Genomic DNA, 21,826 nt, shown 5'->3' with positions numbered 1-21,826 from the left:
TTGGCGCTAGTTTTTTTTCAGCCATTGCCACAGGCCGATCACGGCCATGAGGCTGAGGACGGTATGCTGGGCGGCGCTCTGCGGCCGGACGGTGAGCCACAGGGTAACGGCGGCAATCAGCAGCAGGGTGCCGGCGATAAGGCGCGGGTTGCCGCTTGCACCCCTGGTGCGCGGGCTGGGCGGCTGGTCGAGTTGTTGTTGCAGGATGCGGCTTGCGAGCAGCGGCAGTTGCGGCAGGGCTTTGGCGTATTCGTGGGCGTGGTAGCGCATTTGTTTGATGACGGCGCGCGGGCCGATCTGGGTTTTCATCCAGGCTTCGAGGACGGGTTTGGCGGTCGTCCACAGGTCGAGTTCGGGGTAGAGGCGGCGGCCCAGTCCTTCGACGTTGAAGAAGGTTTTTTGCAGGAGGACGAGCTGCGGCTGGATGTGCATGTTGAAGCGGCGCGCGGTCTGGAAGAGGCTGATGAGGAAGGTGCCGAAGGAGATTTCTTTGATGGGTTTGCCGAAGATGGGTTCGCTGACTTTGCGGATGGCGGCCTCAAAGTCGGTGATGCGGGTGTCGCCCGGCACCCAGCCGGATTCAACGTGCAGTTCGGCGACACGGCGGTAGTCGCGGTTGAAGAAGGCGAGGAAGTTTTCGGCGAGGTAGTGCTGGTCTTCGGGGGTGAGCGAGCCCATGATGCCGAAGTCGATGGCGCAGTAGCGCGGTGCTTCGGGATTGCTGGTGTCCACGAAGATGTTGCCGGGGTGCATGTCGGCGTGGAAGAAGCTGTCGCGGAAGACTTGGGTGAAGAAGATTTCCACGCCGCGCTGGGCGAGGACTTTCATGTTGGTGTGGGCGGCGTGGATGGCGTCCTGGTCGGCGATGTTGGTGGCGTAGATGCGTTCCATCGTCAGGATGTTTTTGCGGCAGTAGCGCCAGTGGATTTCCGGGACGTAGAGCAGCGGCGAATCGGTGAAGTTGGCGCGCAGCTGGCTGGCGTTGGCCGCTTCAAACATGAGGTCGAGCTCGTTCGCCATGGTGTTTTCGAATTCGCGCACGACTTCGACCGGACGCAGGCGGCGGCCTTCGCCGGTGCAGCTGGCAAGCCGCGCCAGTTGGTACATCAGCGCGATGTCGGCAGCGACGGCTTTTTCCACGCCAGGGCGCAGTACTTTGATGATGACGTTTTCGCCGCTGTGCAGGGTGGCGGTGTGGACTTGCGCGACGGAAGCGGAGGCGAGCGCGGTTTCGTCGAAGTCGGCGAAGTGGTTTTCCAGCGGCTCGCCCAGGGCGGTTTCGATGATGCGGCGCGCCTCAAGACCGGGGAAAGGCGGGACCCGGTCTTGCAGTTTGCTCAGTTCTTCGAGCAGGTCGGGACTGAGCAGGTCGGGGCGGGTGGAGAGGGTCTGGCCGAGTTTGACGAAGATGGGGCCGAGGTCTTGCAGGGCGAGGCGCAGGCGTTTGCCGAGGGTGGCGTGTTCGGCGGCATCGCGGTAGTAGGCGGGATGCAGGCGGGCGGCAAGACGCAGCCAGCGGAAGATGCCTTCGTCCGGCAGGTATTCGTGCAGGCGGTAGCGGATGAGGACGCGGGCGATGTGGTAGCTGCGGCGGGCGGATGCAAGCATCAGCGGGTTTCCTTGGCGAGACGGGTTTCGAGGCGGTCGATACGGCTGATGAGCGCGGCGAGGCGGGCGGCGAAGGCGGCGGCATCGGTGCGTGTGGCGCAGCCGTGGTTTTCAAGATAGTCACGCAGCTTGGCTTCACAAGCGGCTTTGGCGCTTGTCCCCGCGCTTTGCAGGCGGCGCAGGGCGTCAGCGAGCAGGCTGCCAAAGTCGTCGCCGAAGCGGGCGCGCAGTACGGCGGCGTAGTCGGGGGCAAGTTCGCCCATGACGCGCTGGAATTGTTGCGCGGTGTGCAGGTCGCCTTCGATATGCAGTTTGCCGCGCGGGGTGTCGCTGGGCGTGCGTTTGAAGAGTTGCAGGTAGCCGGCGAGGTCGCCGCTGAGGCGCACGTCGCAGAGGGTGGCGTGGTCGTCGGAAAGACGGACGGTACCGCCTTCGATTTCGGCAATCCACGGGGTATCGCGGCCGTTCAGGTCGATGCTGATGCGGCGGCCATTCAGCACCGCCAGTTTGTCGCGCGCCGCCGGATCAAGGCGCAGCGCGCCGTTGATGAGTTGTTCGACCAAAAGGCGCGCGTCGAGGTAGTTTTCAAGCATGGGGTTTTATGCCTTTGTGGATGGCGACGATGCCGTTGCTGAGGTTCTGGTATTCGCAGTTTTCGAGGCCTGCCGCCGCAAACATCGCTTTCAGTTCTTCTTGCGGCGGGTGTATGCGGATGGATTCGGCGAGGTACTGGTAGCTGTCGCGGTCACGGACGATGAGTTCGCCCATTTTCGGCAGGAAGGTGAAGCTGTACCAGTCGTAGAAGCGGCTGACGACGGGATTCTTCGGCCGCGAGAATTCGAGGACGAGGACACGGCCGCCCGGTTTGAGCACGCGCGCGATTTCCGATAGGGCTTTGTCCTGATGGGTGACGTTGCGCAGGCCGAAGGACATGGTGATGAGGTCGAAGCTGTTATCCGGGAAGGGCAGCGCTTCGACGTTGGCGATGACAAATTCGAGGTTTTTCAGCCAGCCCTTGTTGGTCAGGCGTTCCTCACCGATTTTCAGCATGGAGGCGTTGATGTCGGAGGACACCAGCCGTCCTTCGATGTCGCCGTCTTTACCGCGCATCCGTTTCGCGAGACGCAGGGTGATGTCGCCGGTGCCGGCGGCGAGGTCGAGGACGTGTTCGCCCGGTTTGACTTCGGTCTGCCAGATGTACCAGTTCTTCCACATACGGTGGATGCCGGCGCTCATCACGTCATTCATCAAATCGTATTTGGTGGCGACGGAATCAAACACGTCGGCGACGCGGCCTTCCTTTTCCTCGCTGTTGATGGTTTCGTAGCCGAAGTGGGTTTGCTCTTTCTCTGTCATCGTGTATCTCGTGTTTTGCCTTGAGCGGCAAGCGCCTGTTCATAGCGCTGCCAGTAATCGTCTGCGTTGACCGCGAGGTCGTGTAAGGTGTCCCAGGTGTAAATGCCGCTGAAATGGCCGTCGCTGAAATACAGGCGCACGGCATAACTGCCAACCGGCTCGACGCGGCGGATCAGCACATTGCGCCGCCCGGCGACCAGCGTCCACGCGCCGCCGTGCCCGCGCACCTCGGCAGACGGCGAGCAGACGCGCAAATATTCGGCGGAAAGCGGGTAGGCAGTGCCGGCAAAGGAGACGGTCAACGTCGCGCCGCCTTTGGCCAGTCGCAATTCATCGGGAACCATATTCATCAAACAAACGCAGGACTTCATCGTGGTGGCGGATGGTGCGCCAGGCGCGCGCCGCCAAATCGGGGCTTATCATACCGTAACCCGGCAGAATCAGGGTAAGACAGCCTGCCGTGATCGCGGCTTCCACGCCCGGCGGCGAGTCCTCGACTACCAGCAGATTGGCGGGGTCAACGCCTAACGCTTCCGCCGCGCGACGGTAAGGTTCTGGATCGGGTTTCGGGTTTGCCACATCCTCATAAGTGATGACGTGGGCAAAACAGGCGAACAACTCAGGACGGCTGCTGCGGGCAAAATCGCGCTCGACATTGCGGCGGAAATCGCCCGTGACCAGCGCCAGCGGCACACCGCGCGCGTGCAGGGAGGCAATCAGCGCATCCGCCCCCGGCATGAACGGCGCGCCTTCGTTAGCAAAAATCTCGTCGCGCAGCGCGAACCAGCGCGCGATGAAATCATCAAGCGACATCGCCTGCCCCAGCGCCTCGTTCAGCACCTGCAAATACACCTGCGGCGGCTTGCCGACCAATTCCTCAAACAGTTCCGGCCGGATCGGTAGGCGCTCGCGGACAATCAGCTCGCGGAACGCGCGATAAATCAGACGCTCCGTGTCGAAAACGACGCCGTCCTTATCCAGCGCGACCGCCTTAATCACTGGCTTCATGACAAAAACTCCCACACCTCGTCGTGATGACGGATCACGCGCAACACCGCCTGCGCCGTCGCAGCAGGCGGGGCAGCATCAGCGGCGAACAGCAGCGTCGGGCAGCCCGCCGCCAGCGCCGCCTGCACACCCACCGCCGAATCCTCCACCGCCAGCATCCGCGCCGTCTCCACGCCCAAATAAGCGGCGGCACGCAAATACGGCTCGGCATCCGGCTTGGTCTTCGCGACATTACCAGCAGTGATGATTACCGAAAAACACCGCAACAATTCCGGCTTGGCGCTGCGCTGAAAATCAGCCAGCACATTCTCCTCATCATCCGCCGACACCAGCGCCAGCGGGTAGCCCTCGGCATAAAGCCGCTCAATCAATGCATCCGCGCCGGGCATGAAGGGCACACCGTGCGCCTCAATAATGGCGTCGCGCCGCGCAAACCAGTCGGCAAAAAACACCTTCATATCCACCGCATCACCCAGCGCCGCCTGCAAAATCGCAGCTGTCGCGGTGCTACTCTCGCCGCTGCACCGTGCCGCCAGCGCCTCCGGTTCGGGATACGGCTTGGGCAGGGCGCGCAACGTTGAGAGTAGCGCGTCAGCATAAATGCGCTCGGAATCGAAAGTAACGCCGTCCTTGTCGAGGGCAACGGCGGCGATGGGCAAAGCAGACATTGAAGGCTCCGGGTGGTGGATGAAGACAGGCATTGTAGCGCGCGACGGGGGCTGATTTTCCGCCGCTTGGCAGCGAACCGCATCGCGTCAAATACAAGCACATTCAATAACGCATGTCACAAAAAAGCCCCGTAAGGGGGCTTTTCTTATGTATGGCAACTTTTAATCTGTTACGGCTCTATTGCTTTTTCAGTTCTTTCAAACTGCCATCCAAATTAAACAGAGCACGGTATTGAGCGCGCGGACTGTCTATATCTGGAGTAATCCATTGCAATTCCTGATTATCGACCAACAGTTTGAAGAGGATAAAATCAGGTTCGTTTTTTTTCGCCTCCACTTCTTTGGCTTTATCGTGCCAATTTTGGGCAACAATAGCCACGGTGGCGAATTTGATTTTATCCAGCGGGAAAACATTGTCTTTCATATTGCCACCGCCCGTAATTTGCACCGGCTGCGGCTCACCCCATTGACCGTTTTGGTAAATATAGTGGTCTATATTGTCGGACTTTTCGGGATCTTGTATATCGACTTCAATTTTCGGTTGTCCGCCACCGTGAAATTCTATGCTTTGAAAAATATTGAGTGGTTTTCCGCTAAATTGGGGCAGGGATTTGAGAGTATCTTCCGCAGCTTGCAAGGCTTGGGTATCGCTTAAAAAGTTGTTTTGACTCTCGGTCTGCTGCTTGCTATCAGTTGGTGCGATGGCGTTCTGATTTTGCGCCTGCTCTTCTTTTTTCGGCGCAGGTGCTTTGCTACCACCATCGCAGGCACTCAACCCGAACGCTGTCGACAGACACAACAACCACAATACGGAATGTTTTGAATTCATATCGAACTCCTTGGTTGGAAAAAACATAAAGATGAGGACAGGAATGGTAAATGATTTTTTAAAAACGGTAAATAAAGTAAACAAAATGCCGCCTGAACAACATGGGGGGAATATTTAAAGCGGACTTTCAGCCCGTCGCAAACCCAAAAACCATCCTGCTTGGCGACGTGTCCAAGCTTTATCCCACCTGGCGGGAACCCAGCATTATCCCGCTTGACGGCGTGCTCCTACGCCGTCAAATGACGGTTCGCCTGCCACACCTGATTCAAGGCCGCCTGAATCAGGCGGAGGGTACCCGGTGTTATCCCCACATGCCGGGCATGAGCGGCAAAACCGCCGAGCACATCAAGGGTGTGCCGCAGGATGCGCTGCGCATCGGGCCAGTCCAGCCCCGCGTGGCGGGCGAGCTTTTGCATGGCAGACACGCTGGGGGTTTTGCCAAAACCGGCAAAGGCGGTCGCGTGTTCGCCGAAGCGCTGCGGGCTGAACGTCGCATCATAAAAAGGCGATACCTGCCACTCGCCCGCGTCATTTTGCAAAAAGGCCCAGTTTTTGCCGTGATCATCCTGATTGCAGGCAAAAAGATTGAACACCGCGCGGCGGAACTGGATTTCCCCCACCGCGACCGATTGGCAGAGCTGCCTGCTCGCCTTGATCAAGTCTTCATAATCCAGACTCGGCAAGCGGAAATCGGCGTTGAGCAAGCCCGCGAGGCTATGCTGGTGCAGCCTGCCGTTTTCACCGTGCCAGTCAAAGCGCCGCACGGCCAGCCACTGCGCGGCACCGCTGGCGGGCGGGGCTTCAAGCAGCCGCCAGGTGCAGGGATTCAGCTGCGCCTCGGCTGCCATCGTCAAATACACCGCCTCGCACAACCCTTCTTCATGCCCCAGCGGCAGATGCGGCGAGGTGAATTTCACAATCCACGCCTCATCGCCGGGCTGCGGCGCGGAACGCACCAGCGCCGCACCTGAGGCCGGCATGAACACCTGCGCCTTCGGCCTGGCCCCACCCGAACTGCCCGCTGCCAGCAGACTTTGCAACACGTCCTCGCTCTGCCTGTCGAACACTGCCTGCGCTGCCAAACCCAGTGCCGCCATATCCGCCACATCCTCGGCATCAACGCTCTGATCAGGCTCAAAAAACAGGCCGCCGATACCGCGATGGCCGACAAACGCCAAGCGGTCCAGCGGCGTGAGCTGCTGCGGCAAAATGCCCTGGCGGCGGAAAAAACGGTCTTGCAACAATAGCCCCCAGCCGTCGGGCAGGCTGTCGGCAAAAACACCGTGCAAACCGTCATACGGCTCACTTGGGGCAAGTTGCAACGCCGTATCCGCTCGCAGGGCAAACGGCGATAGGTTGCCGAAGCGCGCCAGATAATCGTCCTGATAAGCGAAAAAAATCCCCTGCCGGTTTTGCGCCAACGTACCGACCGCCACCTGCTCGCCGCTGGCCAGCGTCCGCCCGACATGCAACTGCCGCAGCGGCTTAAAAATCGTCATCCAATACCTCGGCGATGGTCACAGGCAGCGGATTTTGCGGCTTTTCCGCGAGAGCAAACAGGCGGCGCAGATCGTCCAGACACTGCCACAGCAACAAAAACTGACGCAGCGAAATCTGCCCGGTGAGCTCAAACTTCTTGATAGTGGCGGCAGGCACGGTACTGCGCTCGGCCAACGCCTGCCGCGACCATTTCTTCTGCCGCCGCAAACGGCGCAAATAGGCAGCCAATGCGGACTGCACATCCGCTTCATCCAGTAGCAATATAGACATCATCATATCCAGAAAAGGGGAAATAACAGGATTTTTGATATTATAGTGTCTTTATACCTGTCTAAGCAGCTGGTGTTTCCCTGCTTGGCGACGTGTCCTGTGTTTTCGCAAAAAAATCCGGCGCTCACGCGCCGGATTTTTTGTGTCTGCCATCAAGCGGCAGATGCCCCTTGCAAAGGCGGTCCTTTTTTCGAGGTTAGATATCAGATGGGTAAATCGCGGCGTTCTGCGCGACGCGGTTGTGCCGCACGGGCAGCGAGGTAGGCGGCAAGGTATTCGTCCATGTTCTGGCTGGTTTCTACGGCGGCACGGAAGGTCAGGCGGGCGGCAACGGCGTTCAGGTCGAAGTACCAGTACAGCGGCATCAGCGGGTTGATAAATTGTTCGCTGCCACGGGTGCGTGCGCTGCTGTGGTGGTCACCGAAGGCGCCACGCATGGCGCTGGCGATGGCGATGGCGTTGTTGATGATGCTTTTGTGGCTCGGCAGGCGCTCGTTAAGGGTATGAATAAGGTCAAGGTAGGCGGCGCCTTCGGGCATGTCCGCGCTCAGGCTGTGGCTGCCGAGGTAGGCGCCAAGCGCGGTGAGGTCAGCGATGTTGTGCAGCAGTGGGTAGTGATCCAGGCCTTGTTCGATGCCGAAAGCGTTGATGCTGAGGTAGGCAGCAGGGTAGTCCGCGCCTGCGGCGGCAATGACGGACAGGGAGTCTTCGACAAGGGTACCGACGCCGGTTTCGTCGCCGCGCATGAGGCTGTCCGTGCCGCCGTCCACGAGGATGAGGGTGTCAAGCCGGTGTTCTTCGCGCAGGTAGCGGTAGGCGGCACGCAGCGGCTGTACGCCGAGGCGGTTGCTGTAGGCGTATATTTGCGGTGCGGTTTCGCCTTGTTGTTTAAGCCAGTCGTAGAGGTGTTTTTCGGGAAAGTACGGCATCGGTGCGGGGGTGTCGTCGATGCGATAGCAGCCCGGGCTGGGTTGGGCGCAGTCGGTAAAGTCAAGTTGGGTGAAGGACAGGTTGGCAAAGACGACGGCCTTTCCTTGCGCGCGCAGGTAGTGCCAGAGCGGAATGGCACTGGCGACGTCGTATCCGCCACCGCAGCCGGCAAGCAGGACACTGCGGCTGTGAGCAAGGCGGTTGAAGATGGGGAGTTCATTTGTGTTCAGGGCGGGGTGTTGCCCCTCCCTGCCCTTGTCTGTGGTGTTATCGCTTCGCTTTTTTCCGTTCGTTTTCGGTGAGCAGTTTTTTGCGGATGCGCACGGATTTGGGCGTGACTTCGACGAGTTCGTCATCGTCAATGAATTCCAGCGCCTGTTCGAGGGTGTTGCGGATCGGCGGGGTGAGGATGAGGTTTTCGTCCGAACCTGCCGCGCGGATGTTGGTCAGCTGTTTGGCTTTGAGCGGGTTGACGGTGAGGTCGTTGTCGCGGCTGTGGATGCCGATGACCATGCCTTCGTACACTTCGTCGCCGTGGCCGATGAAGAGGCGGCCGCGTTCTTGCAGGTTGAAGAGGGCGTAGGCCAGCGCTTTGCCGGTCGCCATGGCGACGAGCACGCCGTTGTGCCGTGTTTTGCCCAGGCCTTCTTTTTTCGGCGCGTAGTGGTCGAAGGTCTGGAATTTGAGCCCGCTGCCGGAGGTGAGGGTCATGAATTCGGTCTGGAAGCCGATGAGGCCGCGCGTCGGGATGAGGTATTCGAGGCGGATGCGGCCTTTTCCGTCCGGCATCATGTTGCGCAGTTCGCCTTTGCGCTCGCCCATGCGTTCCATCACCGCTCCCTGGTGCTGTTCGTCAAGGTCAAGGACGACGAATTCGTAGGGTTCGTGGATTTCGCCGTCGATTTCTTTGTAGATGACTTCGGGACGCGAGACGCCGAGTTCGTAGCCTTCGCGCCGCATGGTTTCGATGAGCACGGAGAGGTGCAGTTCGCCCCGGCCGCTGACTTTGAATTTGTCGGGGTCGTCCATTTCTTCGACGCGCAGGGCGACGTTGTGGATGAGTTCGCGCTCCAGGCGTTCTTTGATTTGCCGGCTGGTGACGAATTTGCCTTCGCGTCCGGCGAAGGGGGAGTTGTTGACCTGGAAGGTCATGCTCATGGTCGGCTCGTCCACGGAGAGGTGCGGCAGGGCTTCGACGTGGTTCGGGTCGCAGAGGGTGTCGGAGATGTAGAGCGGGTCAATGCCGGTGAAGGAGATGATGTCACCGGCGGCGGCGCTGTCGACTTCGACTTTTTCCAGGCCGAGGAATTTGTAGATTTGCAGGATGCGGCCGTTACGGATGCCGCCGTCGCGGCCGATGATTTTGACCTGGGTGTTGCTGCTGATGCTGCCGCGTCCGATGCGGCCAATGCCGATGACACCGGTGTAGCTGGAGTAGTCAAGCGAGGAGACTTGCATGCGGAAGGGTTTGTCGCGTTCGACTTGCGGCGGTTTGACGTGGTTGACGATGGCTTCGAAGAGCGGTGTCATGTCGCCGCTGCGGATGTCGGGGTTGTCGCCGGCGTAGCCGTTCAGGCCGGAGGCGTAGATGATGGGGAAGTCGAGTTGTTCATCGGTGGCGCCAAGGCGGTCGAAGAGGTCGAAGGTTTCGTTCAGCACCCAGTCGGCGCGCGCGCCGGGGCGGTCGATTTTGTTGATGACGACGATGGGATTCAGCCCCATGTCGAAGGCTTTTTGGGTGACGAAGCGGGTTTGCGGCATGGGGCCGTCCATGGCGTCCACAAGGAGGAGGACGCTGTCCACCATGGAGAGGACGCGCTCGACTTCGCCACCGAAGTCGGCGTGTCCGGGGGTGTCCACGATGTTGATTTGGTAGTCTTTCCAGCGGATGGCGGTGTTTTTCGCCATGATGGTGATGCCGCGTTCGCGTTCGAGGTCCATGGAGTCCATCATGCGCTCGTAGATTTCGGCGCGCTCGGTGAGGGTGTCGGATTGGCGGAAGAGTTGGTCAACGAGGGTGGTTTTGCCGTGGTCAACGTGAGCGACGATGGCGATGTTGCGGATTTTGTTTATGTCTTGGATATCAGTCACGGGGTTCTCGGTTTGTGATGTGGTTTTGTTGCATATAGCCGGAGTAATTACTTTTTTATTCAAGGCGGTGCGCCGAAGGCAATGCAGGTTGATGCGGCGAGGCTCGCCAACCCGGAATGAGGGAGTAAGGGCTTTGGCTATAAAGAACGCCGCTGGCGCGGCGTCTTGCAGGTTGGTAATTATAGCGCTTCGCAGCAGGGCATGGGGTTGTCCCGCACCGTCAGGCTTTGAGTTTTTCTTGCAGCAGGGCGTTGACGGTTTTCGGGTTCGCCTGACCTTGTGAACGTTTCAGCACTTGTCCGGTGAGGAAGCCGAGCATTTTGCCTTGTCCCGCGCGGTAGGCGGCGGCTTGTTCGGGGTGCGCGGCGATGACTTCGTCCACCCAGGCGGCGATTTGCCCGTCGTCATTCACCTGGCGCAGGCCTTGTGCGTCAATCAGTTCGTCCGCCGTGGCATCACCCGCCCACAGTTGCGGCAGCAGTTTTTTCGCGGCGGAGGCGGAGATGGTGTTGTCCTGCACGCGTTGCAGCAGGCCGGCGAAGCGCGCAGCCGTGAGCGGGATGTCTTTGATGCTGCCCGCGTGTTCGTTGTACAGCCGTGCGAATTCGCCCTGCATCCAGTTTGCCGCCAGTTTGCCGTCGCCACAGGCCGCTGTCAGTGTGTCGTAGTAATCAGCCATGTCACGCATCTGCAGGATGAACTGGATGGCGTCCGCATCCAGGCCGTAATCCTGCCGGTAGCGCTCCGCCCGCGCCTGCGGCAGCTCCGGCAGCATGGCGCGCGTTTCTTCAATCCACTCCGGAGCAAGGTCAAGCGGCAGCAGGTCGGGATCAGGAAAGTAGCGGTAGTCGTTGGCTTCTTCTTTGCTGCGCATGGTGCGGGTTTCCATGCGGTCGGGATCAAACAGGCGGGTTTCCTGCTCGACGGCTTTGCCGCTGTCCATGAGGTCACTCTGCCGTTCGATTTCCAGGTTGATGGCCTGCTCGACGAAGCGGAAGGAGTTGATGTTTTTCAGCTCGACGCGCGGGTTGAGGTCATCGCTGCCTGCGGCACGGATGGATACGTTGGCATCGCAACGGAAGGAGCCTTCCTGCATGTTGCCGTCGCTGATGCCGAGGTAGCGCACGAGGTGGTGCAACTGGCGCATATAGGCCACCGCTTCCGCCGCCGAGCGCAAATCCGGTTCGGAAACCAGCTCAATTAGCGGCACTCCGGCGCGGTTGAGGTCAATACCTGTACGGTCGGGAAAGGCATCATGCACCGATTTGCCGGCATCTTCTTCCAGCTGTCCGCGATTGATGCGCACCTTGCGCACACCGTCTGCTGTCTCAACCGTCACCACGCCGCCACGAATGATAGCATCGTCCAGCTGGCTGATCTGATAGCCTTTCGGCAGGTCGGGGTAAAAATAATTCTTGCGCATGAAGAAGGCGTGCGGGTTGATTTCCGCACCAATCGCCAGCCCGAACAACGTCGCAAATCGCACTGCCTGCGCATTTAATACTGGCAATACCCCCGGAAAACCCAGATCAATTTCATTGACGTGGGCATTGGGTTCTGCGCCAAATGTCGCAGAAGAAGGAGAAAAGAGTTTGCTTGCGGTCGCCAGTTGAATATGCAATTCCAGACCAATCACGGGTTCATAGCGCATTGAAATATCCTCAAAAGAAAACCCCACCAAGGTGGGGCGAAGTGGTATGGAAAGTGTAAATGCTGCTTATCGGCTTGGCAAGTTGGAGAACTTGTCATTATCCACCAAGCGCTTATCAACAATACGCGGGGTGACAAAAATCAGCATTTCACTCTTATTGAAGGTACGTGAGTTTTTCTTGAAGGCATTGCCGATGACCGGAATATCACCCAAAAGCGGAACTTTATTGGTAGAAGCCTTTTGCGTTTGCTTATAAACACCACCCAAGACAATTGTCTCACCGTTATCCACCAAGACATTGGTTTTCACGCCACTAGTCAGCTTGGTAACTTGCGTTTGTCCCGCAACTGAAACATTATTACCTAACTCATCATTGTTGATGTTCAATTCCATATCTACCATGTTATTCGGCGCGATACGCGGGGTAACATTCAAACGCAAGGCTGCGGTCACGGTTTCCAGATTATTGGTGCCATCTTCATCTTTGGTGACAATCGGCACTTCGGTACCTGACCATACTTCAGCGACTGCACCGTCCTGGGTTACAACACGCGGGCTGGAAAGGATTTCTACGCGGCCTTCAGTTTGCAGCGCAGAGAGTTCCAGGTCCACCAAGAAATCACCGCTCAGGATAGACAGACCATAACTGGCGGGATTTCCTGAACCAGAAGTAACCGGCATATTGACACCCAAGCGGTTAGACAAATCCGGTAGAGTTCTCGGCGTGGTTCCATTCAGCGTATCAAGGGCTAATTTTGTTGTCGCCTCATTTTTACCACTGCCCGCAACTAAACTGTTTCTATTAGGGTTAACGAAAGAAACACCGAAACGAGCACCCAAATCACGGGCATAGTTATCTTCGGTGAGCACAATCCGAGAATCAATCAACACCTGTTTAACCGGTTTATCCAGTTCGGCAACAAGTTCGCGTACTGCCTGGATTTTTTCCGGAATATCATTAACGATAAGGGTATTGGTTCTTTCATCAACTGATACTGAACCACGGTCAGAAAGAATAGAATCTACTGTATTATTATATGAGGTTCCACTCGTAGAAGAACTTGAATTCTTCTTAGCTTCTTCTATGAGTTTCTTAAGATCTATAGCACGCGCGAATTGCACTTGGATGCGATCAATGCGCGTAGGCGTCAAATCCCTTTTCTCTTTGAGAGTTGAGAGAACTTTTAGCTCAGAATCTCTTAATTCATCCAAGGTAGCAACATAGATGACACCACCACTTTCGCGTTTATCCAGTCCTTTGGTTTTCAGAATAATATCCAGCGCTTGATCCCAAGGCACATTATCCAAACGCAAAGTGATATTGCCAGTCACACCATCACTAACCACGATATTGTTTTTGGTGAATTCCGAGATGATTTGTAAGACAGCACGCACTTCAATATCCTGGAAGTTCAAAGATAAAGGCTCGCCTCGATATTGCTTACCACTGCCAAAGCCCAGCAGTTCCTGCACTTTACGATCTTGAGTACTTTGTGCCGGTTTTCTAATTTCAATCGTATAAGCCGTACCGCTCTGGTAGTTTACGAATTCATAGGCATTGCCACCCATATCTAGGGTTATCTTGGCACCACGACCAGCTCTTTGAATCGTTGCCGTATTGACAGGCGTGCTGTAATCGCGTACATCCAGTTGTTTCTGCTCATTATTAGCTATGCTGATACCTGGAATCTCAGCAACAACACGATTGCCATCCTTACGGAGATTAACAACGGTATCGGGAGAAGGAAGATTGAATGTAAACTGAGCACCGTTACCATTCCCCAACTTATTGAATTTAGGAGCAAGTGCAGTAACCGTATTGACCCCCCGACCCACAGTTGCCGTACCAACACCAACTTGCCTGTTAACAGCTCCGCGGAATCCACCAGTAGCATTATTATTTGCAGGTTTTGCTACCCGCCCGGTATTGGCAGCCACACTAACGACAACATCTTGCCCTTGCAGGCTAACGTTATATGTCGTCGGTGCAGACAGATTAATAACGGCACGCGTACGTCCTTGTCCCGGTATAACTTCAACGTTATAAATACCATTTTGCGCAACATCAACGCCACGGCTTCTCATACTGGAAGTCGTGTTGGGGAAATCCAGCACAATAGAGGAATCTGTATTAAAGGCCTGTGGCTTGACTCCGGCATTTTTGAATATCACCTGATATCCACCAGCACCACTACCATGTTCTACACCGCTAATACTAGCCGCATACAGACTTGAAGAAAGCAACAATAAGCTACCGGTAAAAATATGTTTCATATCCATAACCTCTAAAAATCAATAAGTAAATAATTCCAAAATGGCAATTCTATTCTGCCAACCGCGCGGAATTCTATGTTTCTCACGTACTACAACTTGGTCGGGCTTGATTGAGATAATCAGGCCATTATTTTTTCCCATGTATTCGCCCTGTACGACATTAACCACACCGGCATCCGGCGTTTGGATCAAAGCCGCACGCCGTTGATTCTTCTTGAGAACAGTACCCACCATCCATAATTGATTTAACTCGTAATTTTCAAGAAAATATTTTTCATGGGGTGTGGGGGCGCCGTCACCACAATCATCGTCGCTACAAGCATTAGTACTACCATCTGCCGGCACACTTGCATCAACTACAAACGACTTTAGTGCAAACGGATCAGCATCTTCCGCGCTATAGACATAAGGATGATATTCCTGGTTCACTGGCAATGGTCCCAAATCCAGATTGGCACTCGGCTTGACGGTATTCTGGGTGTCTTGAATGAATTGGGTCGCTTCAGTTTCGGGATTACTTCCAATGAATCCTGTAGTAAAACAGATAGCGAGTGGCAATATCGCAAACTGATACAATATTGACTTATTGGCCATTTGCATTTTCCCCTCCACTATTCTTGAGCTGGCTTATATCCTGTTTGAGGAACTCATCCAGGTTTTGGTTATAGACATAAGTTTGCAACTGACTTTTAATGGATAATTTATTTGGATCTTTTTCATCAATCTTAATTGACATATCAGAGACATTCAAGATACGTTGCAAGGCAGATATTCTACTAGTAAATTGAGAAAAATTCGCATATTTAGTATCTGCATCCAAATCAATAGGTTTAACATCATAAAAGCTCAACTTCACATCAGCTTTCGGCTGGAACTGATTGAAGATAATATTATTATCAATTCCTGACTCATATACATTATCAATCAAATCAGGCATTTCATCCTGTGAGGGCAGAAATTCCAGCAAAGATTTTAGGATAGCAACCAGTTCTGCCGAACGTTCCTGATATTTTGGCAAATCCTGCGTATATTGATATAGCTGTTTATATTGTGCCTTTAAGGAATCGATTTCAGCCTGGTTTGCGCTTTGTTGTTCCATTAAGGGTTCTCGGACAAATTTATTATAAACAAATGCGCCAAGACCAATAAGAGCCACCCATAATATGATCTTATAATATATTGGCCAAGTCCCAGGATTACTGGTATCTAGCTGACCCGGTGATACAAATTTCATCCCTGACCTCCTTCTGTAGTGGTAGATTCACGCTTCACTTTTACATGAATAACAAATTCTTTTACTTCGCTGTTCGGGGGTACAGTAAAACTCTTTTCATCACCAACTGTACCCGTAATTCTTTCTACATTAGCCGGCGGCGAGAAATAGGAGAATTTTTCCATATTACGAATAAATTGCGCTACCGCACTGTCATTCATTGCAATACCTTTGATTGCAACTTTTCCGTCCTGGCCAATTCCACCAGCTTGGTAATCAACGGATCGCAAAAAGATAGTTTCCGGTGTATTTTTTGCTACATAATCAAGCATTTCAGTAACTAAACCGCGTTGTGCCTGTAATCCTTGAATAACTTCAATCTGCAAATTGACTTGTCTGTTCAATTCTTTCAGTCGTTCAACTTCGCTTTTAGCTTTAGACAGTTTTGCGGTTTCGCTCTTTATCTGCTCCTTAGCCGCTTCCTGTTGCTCTATATATTGGGTTTCATACCAATAATTAGCAGCTAATGCAAGCGCACAGGCAATAACTATTGCTATGGTTGCGTAGGCGAAAGTTTTTCTTTGTTCTTCGCGACGTTGTGCTCGCCACGGTTGCAGGTTAAATTTTCTAGCCATTAGTTTGTGCCTTCCATCGCTAAGCCTATTGCCAAGGCGTGATTGATACCAGACTGCAAGGTTTCATCTGATCGTTGCGAACCGGACAGTTTGATATACGGTGCTAAATTCAACAATCTGATGTTATGGGAAACGTTTGCAGCCCCCAGTGCTTCTACAAAGCCGCTCAGTCGTGAACCACCGCCGGTTAGATAAATGGCCCGCAGTGGATCACTGCTTTCGCTGACGTTATTAGCTTCGTAGAAATCCATCGCCAAATGCAGCTGTTCTGTGAAGGTCTGCACATAAGGGGTCAGGACTAAATCTCTGTATTCATCGCCAAAGCTGCGACCAATTTTCCTGTTCTCCGCCGATTCGGCGTCAATGTCGAAAACATCCATGATGATTTCGTTCACGGTATTACCGCCAATTTGCTGTTCGCGACTGAACAACAGTTCACCGCCTTTGCAGACATAGAAACGACTGCGGTTGAAACCAATATCAATTAACATGACACGCCCCCCCCTTCCAACAGCGCTGTCATTTCTGACGACATAATTCAGAACACGGTTGAAGGCGAAAGCATCAACATCCACATGGGGTGCAGTAAAGGTCTTAGGCAGATTGTTGAGCAGTGCAGTTTTTTCGTCAGCAACATCACGGCGTACAGCGACTACGAGGCGGGTACCTTTTTTATTGGGCACTTCGTCGAAGTCGAAATAGACTTGATCCATGCCAAAAGGGATGGCATCGTTCAGTTCGAGTTCGATAGCACCTTCCAGTTCGTTGCCGCGCAAACCTGCATCTACGGTAACTTCCCGCATGATGGCGTCGCCGGTATTGATATGCAGCACCGGCAGTCCTTTGGAAAGTTTTTGTTTTTTCAAGGTCGCCGCAACGATTCTGCCTAAGGTAACGCGATCCCGCTGCTGACGTACATCCGGCGGTATCACTTCGTAAGCGAGGTGATTCGCGGTAAAGCTTTTACCGGACTGTTTGACCCGGGCAATTTTGATGCTGTATTGCCCGATATCTACCCCGATAATCTCAGGTTTTCCCAACATATGTCATAACTCCTTTTAAGTCTGCCACAAGGATGAAACGATTTGACGGACAATACGAGGCGTCGTTCTGCCAAGTTCGCTCCCGTTACCGGGTTTCATCGTTACAACAGTCTTGAAACGTTCTTATCAAATCCCAAGCTCAATTTAGCCACTTTCTGAACAAAAATCAATATTCGGTTAGTCTTTTATTAAGCATTTTGCAATGTTTCATTTCATGCTTATGAAAGGTAAGGGAAATTTTTGCGTGTCCGGAAAACAACAAATTTTGCATGGGCGTATTGTAACATAAATTTCATGTTTGTCTGCACGTCATTTCCTTGCAATCTTGCGTAGAACCTGCCAAGGCGCTTAACAATAAACACCCCGCGTTAACGGGGTGTCATATTGTAGAAAGTGTTTTGGATACAGCGGTTTCCCGGCCTCCGCCAAGCGGGATGTTTACTGTCCTCGCCAAGCGACTTGCTAGACTTGCTATCGGATCAGGTATTTCCACAGGTCTTTAAGGACAACGAAGACCATCAGCGCGTACACCAGTGAGCCGCCGAAGCGCAGTGCCCATTTCATGGTGCGTGCGGACAGCGGTTTGCCGCGTATGATTTCCAGGGCGTAAAAGAGCATATGGCCGCCGTCCAGTAGCGGTACCGGCAGCAGGTTAATGGCCGCCAGTGACAGGCTGACCACACCAAGGAAGTTCAGAAAGATGTCCCAGCCGTATGTCAGCGTCCGTCCGGCGGCGTCGCCGATGGTGATGGGGCCGCCGATGTTGTCCAGCGAGACTTTACCCGCGAACATTCTGCCGAACATGTTATAGGTCAGGCGAGTGTAATAGACGACTTTGCCCCAGCCGTGTTGCAGAGCTTGCCAAAGGCCGTAACGTTCGACGGCAATGTAGGCGGATATGTCCGCCCGCTGCCATCGGGTGCCGAGATAGCCCCGCTGTTTTTCTTTGTCATCGGGACGTGCACCGAGAGTGCCGTGCAGGGTGTGTTCACTGCCATCGCGGATGATGGTCACGCGCACGGCATCGCCTGGTTTGCCAGCGGCGATGCTGCGGCCAATGCGGATCAGATCAATGGTTTTGTCGTTGAGCGCAATGATGCGGTCGCCTTTTTTGATACCCATTGCAACGGCCGGGCTGTCCGGTATGACTTCTGCCACGGTCGCGGGCAACCATTCATCCACGAGGTAGAGACCCGTCGCTTCGTCCATTTTCAGCTCGTCACCTTTTTGCAGTCCGCTCAGGTCAAGGCGCAGGACTTCTTCTTGTCCGCCCCGTTCGATAACGATGGTTACGTCATCACGGCGAGGCGCACCGACCAGGGCGACGTGGGTATCGCCGCCGAGTTTGACACTCTTGCCTTCCACAGCACGAATCAGGTCACCTACTTGTAATCCGGCGCGGGCCGCGAGACTGTCCGGCGCAACGTAGGCGACTTCCGGACGCAGTCCCTGTACGCCGAAGAGGTAGAGGGCGGCAAAAACGAGCACAGCGAAGAGCAGGTTGACCGCCGGTCCCGCGAAAGCGATCAGGAAGCGTTGCCAGGCTTTTTTCGCGGCGAAGGTACGGTGTTTTTCTGCATCATTGACCGCTTCGCCGTCGCTTTCACCGAGCATTTGCACGTAACCGCCAAGCGGTATCCAGGCGAGAGTGTAGAGAGTGCCATCTTTTTTGCCGCGCCATTTCAGCAGCGGGTGGCCAAAGCCAAGCGAGAAGCGGAGGATTTTGACGTCGAAACAACGCGCCATCTGGAAGTGGCCCCATTCGTGGATGGTGACGAGGATACCGATGGTGATGGCGAAGCCTAGGATGCCCCAGAGGATGGGTAAGAGGGAGGTCATAAGGGTACAGGATGTTTGTCAGTAGAGGCCGGCGTAAAGGAAACCCGCTGCCCACAACACCATCGCCGATAACCAGCTGTCGATGCGGTCAAGAATGCCGCCGTGACCAGGCAGGATGTTGCTGCTGTCCTTGATGCCGGCGCGACGTTTCAGCACGCTTTCCCACAGGTCGCCAATGACGGCGTAGATAACGACCAGCACGGTCAGCGACAGGAAGTGGGGCAGCGATAGCGGTAATGACACACACAGTGCCAGCACCACGGCAGCCAGCATCGCCGCGACAAAGCCACCGATGAAGCCTTCCACAGTTTTTTTCGGGCTGATATGTTCTGCCAGTTTGCGTTTACCGTAGTAACGGCCCGCGAAGTAGGCGCCGATGTCGCTGCACCAGACAATGATGAAGAGTCCCAGCAGGCCACCACCATGAATTTGCTGCCGGATGGCAACGGTTGCCCAGACGAAGGCAAGCAGCATCACGGAACCGATGACGCTGAGGATGCTATCCGAGAGATTGAGGCGCTGATCGCGGCTGTAGCGATAGAGCGCGTAGGGCACGACAAACAGCCACAGCAGGCTGGCGATAATTAGGAACCAGAACAGCAGGGTCGCGTGTTGCACCTTGCATCCGGCTTCCACCACCAGCAAGCCAAGAAAGGCAAAGGCGGCATTCACCAGGGCAAATTTCCACTGCCGCGCCCTATCCCAGCGCAGCAGATTGCCCCACTCGCGGGCGGCAAGCGCCACCAGCGCCAGCCAGAAGGCGTTGAACCAGAAGGTATTGGCATAGAGGTTGACCCAAAAGAATAGCGGGGCGATGACCAGCACGGTCAGAATTCGATAGAGCAGCATAGTAAATAGTCTCAGGAATGCGACAGGGCGCCGAAGCGGCGGTCGCGGTGATGATAGGCGGCGAATGCCGCGTCGAGTTGTGCCTCGCCGAAATCCGGCCAAAGCACGTCGGTGAACCATAATTCGGCGTAAGCGAGTTCCCACAAGTGGAAATTGCTCAGGCGCATCTCGCCGCTACTGCGAATCAGCAGGTCAACGGGTGGCAAATCGGGCATGGGGCGGTAAGCGGCAAAAGTTTGTTCATCCAGCGTGGTGGGGACGATTTCCCTGGCGGCAGCGGCTTGCGCCAAGCGGCGCGCAGTTTCGATCAACGCCCACTGACCGCTGTAATTGATAGCCAGCACTACGTCCATACGTGAACACGCGGCGGTAAGGGTTTCCGCCGCGTCAATCGCGTCACGCAATGAACCGGATAGCGGCAGGCGGTCACCCAGCACGCGCAAGCGGATGTCGTTGCGCTGCATCTTCGCCGCTTCCTCGCGCAGTGCCGCTTCAATCAATTCCATCAGCACCTTCACTTCATGCGGCGGTCGCCGCCAGTTTTCCGTGCTGAACGCGTACAGACTGAGCGTTTTCACCCCGCGCTGTGCGCAAGCGGTGACGACACGATCCACCGCCAACCGCCCGGCCTTGTGCCCAAACGCCCGCGGGCGCAGATGTTGCTGCGCCCAGCGGCCATTGCCATCCATGATGATGGCAACATGGGCAGGCGGGGGAAGCGTGGCGGCCATCAGACCTCCATCAGTTCCTTTTCCTTTTCAGACAACACCTTATCCACCTGTTCGATATATTTATCTGTCAGCTTCTGGATTTCCGTTTCCGCGCGGCGTTCATCATCCTCGGACGCCTGCTTGTCATTCACCAACTGCTTGACGCTTTGAATGGCATCGCGGCGCACATTGCGGATAGCAACCTTGGCCTGCTCGCCTTCGCCGCGCACGATCTTCACCAAGTCTTTGCGGCGTTCCTCGGTGAGCGGCGGCAGATTAATATGAATCGTCTGCCCGGCGGTGTTCGGGGTCAGGCCCAAATCCGAATTGATAATGGCCTTCTCAATGACAGCAATCATATTGCGCTCCCATACCTGAATGCTCAGGCTGCGGTGATCGGTGACGGAAACATTCGCCGCCTGCGACAGCGGCACCATCGAGCCGTAATACTCAACCTGCACATGATCCAGCAAACTTGTATTGGCACGGCCGGTGCGAATTTTGCTCAATTCATGTTCCAGCGACTTGACGGATTTCTCCATGCGGGCGCCAGCGTCCTTAAAAATATCTTGCAACATAAAAACTCCATTAAGCGTGGATAACAGTGCCGACGCCGTCATCAAACACGGCGCGGACAATCTCATCGGGTTTGGTCATATTAAATACCACCAGCGGCATGTCATTGTCGCGGCACATCACCACGGAAGTCGCGTCCATCACATTCAAATTGTCAGCAAGCACCTGACGATAGCTGAGGTCATCGTATTTTACCGCATCATCAAAACGTTTAGGGTCCTTGGAATAGACGCCATCGACCTTCGTCGCCTTGAACATCGCATCCACTTCCAGCTCGACTGCACGCAAACTGGCAGCACTGTCGGTGGTGAAAAACGGATTGCCGGTGCCGGCGGCGCAAATCACCACCCTGCCCTTTTCCAAGTGACGAATGGCGCGACGACGGATGAACGGCTCGCAGACTTGGTCGATAATCAGCGCCGACATCACCCGCACCGGTACTTCAATCTGCTCCAGGGCATCCTGAATGGCAAGCGCATTCATCAGGGTAGCGAGCATCCCCATATGGTCGCCCGTCACCCGCTCCATACCCAGCGCGGCAAGCTGCGCGCCCCGGAACAAATTGCCGCCGCCAACGACAATGGCGACCTCCACCCCTGCCTCGGCAAGCTGGCGGATTTCCCCGGCGATACGGCGCACCACATTGGCATCCAGCCCGAAAGCCTGCTCGCCCATCAGCGCCTCGCCGCTCATTTTCAGCAAAATTCTTTTATATTTAGGGGACTTATTGATAGACATGTGAGTTCTCCGACGTTAAAAACCGCCGTGCATTATAG

Annotated in this window: 22 protein-coding genes; all 22 read right to left on the bottom strand. The window is 55.2% G+C overall.

From position 1 onward, the window contains the following. Positions 1 to 6: 6 nt before the first annotated feature. Complete coding sequence (ubiB, locus tag DY250_RS02640) at positions 7 to 1,608, bottom strand: ubiquinone biosynthesis regulatory protein kinase UbiB (RefSeq protein ID WP_115610797.1); 1,602 nt, start codon at positions 1,606 to 1,608, stop codon at positions 7 to 9. Then, positions 1,608 to 2,201: a ubiquinone biosynthesis accessory factor UbiJ gene (locus DY250_RS02635; RefSeq protein WP_115610796.1), complete on the bottom strand. Its 594-nt coding sequence runs from the start codon at positions 2,199 to 2,201 to the stop codon at positions 1,608 to 1,610. Before DY250_RS02635 ends, ubiB begins: the two co-directional genes overlap by 1 nt. Next, positions 2,194 to 2,964: a bifunctional demethylmenaquinone methyltransferase/2-methoxy-6-polyprenyl-1,4-benzoquinol methylase UbiE gene (gene ubiE / locus DY250_RS02630; RefSeq protein ID WP_115610795.1), complete on the bottom strand. Its 771-nt coding sequence runs from the start codon at positions 2,962 to 2,964 to the stop codon at positions 2,194 to 2,196. The genes DY250_RS02635 and ubiE overlap by 8 nt, the downstream gene beginning before the upstream one ends. After that, complete coding sequence (locus tag DY250_RS02625; protein WP_172542167.1) at positions 2,961 to 3,314, bottom strand: gamma-butyrobetaine hydroxylase family protein; 354 nt, start codon at positions 3,312 to 3,314, stop codon at positions 2,961 to 2,963. The genes ubiE and DY250_RS02625 overlap by 4 nt, the downstream gene beginning before the upstream one ends. Beyond that, positions 3,295 to 3,972, bottom strand: coding sequence for an HAD family hydrolase (locus DY250_RS02620; RefSeq protein ID WP_115610793.1), 678 nt, complete (start codon positions 3,970 to 3,972; stop codon positions 3,295 to 3,297). Before DY250_RS02620 ends, DY250_RS02625 begins: the two co-directional genes overlap by 20 nt. After that, on the bottom strand, positions 3,969 to 4,640 hold the full coding sequence (locus DY250_RS02615) for an HAD family hydrolase (RefSeq protein WP_245951004.1): 672 nt from the start codon (positions 4,638 to 4,640) through the stop codon (positions 3,969 to 3,971). Before DY250_RS02615 ends, DY250_RS02620 begins: the two co-directional genes overlap by 4 nt. A 178-nt stretch (positions 4,641 to 4,818) precedes the next feature. Then, on the bottom strand, positions 4,819 to 5,469 hold the full coding sequence (locus tag DY250_RS02610) for a hypothetical protein (protein WP_115610791.1): 651 nt from the start codon (positions 5,467 to 5,469) through the stop codon (positions 4,819 to 4,821). Between the two features lie 227 nt (positions 5,470 to 5,696). Next, entirely contained in the window at positions 5,697 to 6,968 is a 1,272-nt protein-coding gene (locus DY250_RS02605) for a type II toxin-antitoxin system HipA family toxin (RefSeq protein ID WP_115610790.1), read from the bottom strand. Next, positions 6,955 to 7,239 (bottom strand): helix-turn-helix domain-containing protein, encoded by a 285-nt coding sequence (locus tag DY250_RS02600; protein WP_040389238.1) that lies wholly within the window; start codon positions 7,237 to 7,239, stop codon positions 6,955 to 6,957. Before DY250_RS02600 ends, DY250_RS02605 begins: the two co-directional genes overlap by 14 nt. Positions 7,240 to 7,442: 203 nt before the next feature. After that, positions 7,443 to 8,525 (bottom strand): DUF1152 domain-containing protein, encoded by a 1,083-nt coding sequence (locus DY250_RS02595; RefSeq protein ID WP_245951003.1) that lies wholly within the window; start codon positions 8,523 to 8,525, stop codon positions 7,443 to 7,445. Then, positions 8,437 to 10,260: a translational GTPase TypA gene (gene typA / locus DY250_RS02590; RefSeq protein ID WP_172542165.1), complete on the bottom strand. Its 1,824-nt coding sequence runs from the start codon at positions 10,258 to 10,260 to the stop codon at positions 8,437 to 8,439. Before typA ends, DY250_RS02595 begins: the two co-directional genes overlap by 89 nt. 220 nt (positions 10,261 to 10,480) lie before the next feature. Further along, positions 10,481 to 11,911 carry an Asp-tRNA(Asn)/Glu-tRNA(Gln) amidotransferase subunit GatB gene (gene gatB / locus DY250_RS02585; protein ID WP_115610789.1) on the bottom strand — a complete coding sequence of 477 codons (1,431 nt, stop codon included), beginning with the start codon at positions 11,909 to 11,911 and terminating at the stop codon, positions 10,481 to 10,483. 66 nt (positions 11,912 to 11,977) lie between these two features. Then, positions 11,978 to 14,185 carry a type IV pilus secretin PilQ gene (locus DY250_RS02580; protein WP_172542163.1) on the bottom strand — a complete coding sequence of 736 codons (2,208 nt, stop codon included), beginning with the start codon at positions 14,183 to 14,185 and terminating at the stop codon, positions 11,978 to 11,980. An 18-nt stretch (positions 14,186 to 14,203) separates the two neighbouring features. Then, positions 14,204 to 14,785 (bottom strand): pilus assembly protein PilP, encoded by a 582-nt coding sequence (locus tag DY250_RS02575; protein ID WP_006985911.1) that lies wholly within the window; start codon positions 14,783 to 14,785, stop codon positions 14,204 to 14,206. Continuing rightward, entirely contained in the window at positions 14,769 to 15,419 is a 651-nt protein-coding gene (locus DY250_RS02570; protein WP_115610787.1) for a type IV pilus inner membrane component PilO, read from the bottom strand. Before DY250_RS02570 ends, DY250_RS02575 begins: the two co-directional genes overlap by 17 nt. After that, positions 15,416 to 16,033 carry a PilN domain-containing protein gene (locus DY250_RS02565; RefSeq protein WP_006985909.1) on the bottom strand — a complete coding sequence of 206 codons (618 nt, stop codon included), beginning with the start codon at positions 16,031 to 16,033 and terminating at the stop codon, positions 15,416 to 15,418. The genes DY250_RS02570 and DY250_RS02565 overlap by 4 nt, the downstream gene beginning before the upstream one ends. Then, positions 16,033 to 17,076 (bottom strand): type IV pilus assembly protein PilM, encoded by a 1,044-nt coding sequence (gene pilM, locus DY250_RS02560; RefSeq protein WP_115610786.1) that lies wholly within the window; start codon positions 17,074 to 17,076, stop codon positions 16,033 to 16,035. The genes DY250_RS02565 and pilM overlap by 1 nt, the downstream gene beginning before the upstream one ends. Before the next feature lie 471 nt (positions 17,077 to 17,547). Next, positions 17,548 to 18,915, bottom strand: coding sequence for an RIP metalloprotease RseP (gene rseP, locus DY250_RS02555; RefSeq protein ID WP_115610785.1), 1,368 nt, complete (start codon positions 18,913 to 18,915; stop codon positions 17,548 to 17,550). 18 nt (positions 18,916 to 18,933) lie between these two features. Further along, positions 18,934 to 19,764: a phosphatidate cytidylyltransferase gene (locus tag DY250_RS02550; RefSeq protein WP_172542161.1), complete on the bottom strand. Its 831-nt coding sequence runs from the start codon at positions 19,762 to 19,764 to the stop codon at positions 18,934 to 18,936. 11 nt (positions 19,765 to 19,775) lie between these two features. After that, positions 19,776 to 20,495 carry a polyprenyl diphosphate synthase gene (gene uppS, locus DY250_RS02545; protein WP_115610783.1) on the bottom strand — a complete coding sequence of 240 codons (720 nt, stop codon included), beginning with the start codon at positions 20,493 to 20,495 and terminating at the stop codon, positions 19,776 to 19,778. Next, positions 20,495 to 21,052 (bottom strand): ribosome recycling factor, encoded by a 558-nt coding sequence (gene frr / locus DY250_RS02540; protein WP_115610782.1) that lies wholly within the window; start codon positions 21,050 to 21,052, stop codon positions 20,495 to 20,497. Before frr ends, uppS begins: the two co-directional genes overlap by 1 nt. A 10-nt stretch (positions 21,053 to 21,062) precedes the next feature. Continuing rightward, positions 21,063 to 21,788 carry a UMP kinase gene (gene pyrH, locus DY250_RS02535; protein ID WP_006985902.1) on the bottom strand — a complete coding sequence of 242 codons (726 nt, stop codon included), beginning with the start codon at positions 21,786 to 21,788 and terminating at the stop codon, positions 21,063 to 21,065. Between the last annotated feature and the right edge of the window lie 38 nt (positions 21,789 to 21,826).

It is taken from the genome of Cardiobacterium valvarum (assembly GCF_900460955.1).
GTDB classification, from domain to species: domain Bacteria; phylum Pseudomonadota; class Gammaproteobacteria; order Cardiobacteriales; family Cardiobacteriaceae; genus Cardiobacterium; species Cardiobacterium valvarum.
Note: the sequence above shows the minus strand (reverse complement) of the source record. Positions and strands in the feature narration are given on the sequence as shown.

Coding starts and splice junctions, on each gene's coding strand:
- ubiB (WP_115610797.1), bottom strand. CDS start 1,608: ATGCTTGCATCCGCCCGCCGCAGCTACCACATCGCCCGCGTCCTCATC.
- DY250_RS02635 (WP_115610796.1), bottom strand. CDS start 2,201: ATGCTTGAAAACTACCTCGACGCGCGCCTTTTGGTCGAACAACTCATC.
- ubiE (WP_115610795.1), bottom strand. CDS start 2,964: ATGACAGAGAAAGAGCAAACCCACTTCGGCTACGAAACCATCAACAGC.
- DY250_RS02625 (WP_172542167.1), bottom strand. CDS start 3,314: ATGAATATGGTTCCCGATGAATTGCGACTGGCCAAAGGCGGCGCGACG.
- DY250_RS02620 (WP_115610793.1), bottom strand. CDS start 3,972: ATGAAGCCAGTGATTAAGGCGGTCGCGCTGGATAAGGACGGCGTCGTT.
- DY250_RS02615 (WP_245951004.1), bottom strand. CDS start 4,640: ATGTCTGCTTTGCCCATCGCCGCCGTTGCCCTCGACAAGGACGGCGTT.
- DY250_RS02610 (WP_115610791.1), bottom strand. CDS start 5,469: ATGAATTCAAAACATTCCGTATTGTGGTTGTTGTGTCTGTCGACAGCG.
- DY250_RS02605 (WP_115610790.1), bottom strand. CDS start 6,968: ATGACGATTTTTAAGCCGCTGCGGCAGTTGCATGTCGGGCGGACGCTG.
- DY250_RS02600 (WP_040389238.1), bottom strand. CDS start 7,239: ATGTCTATATTGCTACTGGATGAAGCGGATGTGCAGTCCGCATTGGCT.
- DY250_RS02595 (WP_245951003.1), bottom strand. CDS start 8,525: ATGACGAACTCGTCGAAGTCACGCCCAAATCCGTGCGCATCCGCAAAA.
- gatB (WP_115610789.1), bottom strand. CDS start 11,911: ATGCGCTATGAACCCGTGATTGGTCTGGAATTGCATATTCAACTGGCG.
- DY250_RS02580 (WP_172542163.1), bottom strand. CDS start 14,185: ATGAAACATATTTTTACCGGTAGCTTATTGTTGCTTTCTTCAAGTCTG.
- DY250_RS02575 (WP_006985911.1), bottom strand. CDS start 14,785: ATGCAAATGGCCAATAAGTCAATATTGTATCAGTTTGCGATATTGCCA.
- DY250_RS02570 (WP_115610787.1), bottom strand. CDS start 15,419: ATGAAATTTGTATCACCGGGTCAGCTAGATACCAGTAATCCTGGGACT.
- DY250_RS02565 (WP_006985909.1), bottom strand. CDS start 16,033: ATGGCTAGAAAATTTAACCTGCAACCGTGGCGAGCACAACGTCGCGAA.
- pilM (WP_115610786.1), bottom strand. CDS start 17,076: ATGTTGGGAAAACCTGAGATTATCGGGGTAGATATCGGGCAATACAGC.
- rseP (WP_115610785.1), bottom strand. CDS start 18,915: ATGACCTCCCTCTTACCCATCCTCTGGGGCATCCTAGGCTTCGCCATC.
- DY250_RS02550 (WP_172542161.1), bottom strand. CDS start 19,764: ATGCTGCTCTATCGAATTCTGACCGTGCTGGTCATCGCCCCGCTATTC.
- uppS (WP_115610783.1), bottom strand. CDS start 20,495: ATGGCCGCCACGCTTCCCCCGCCTGCCCATGTTGCCATCATCATGGAT.
- frr (WP_115610782.1), bottom strand. CDS start 21,052: ATGTTGCAAGATATTTTTAAGGACGCTGGCGCCCGCATGGAGAAATCC.
- pyrH (WP_006985902.1), bottom strand. CDS start 21,788: ATGTCTATCAATAAGTCCCCTAAATATAAAAGAATTTTGCTGAAAATG.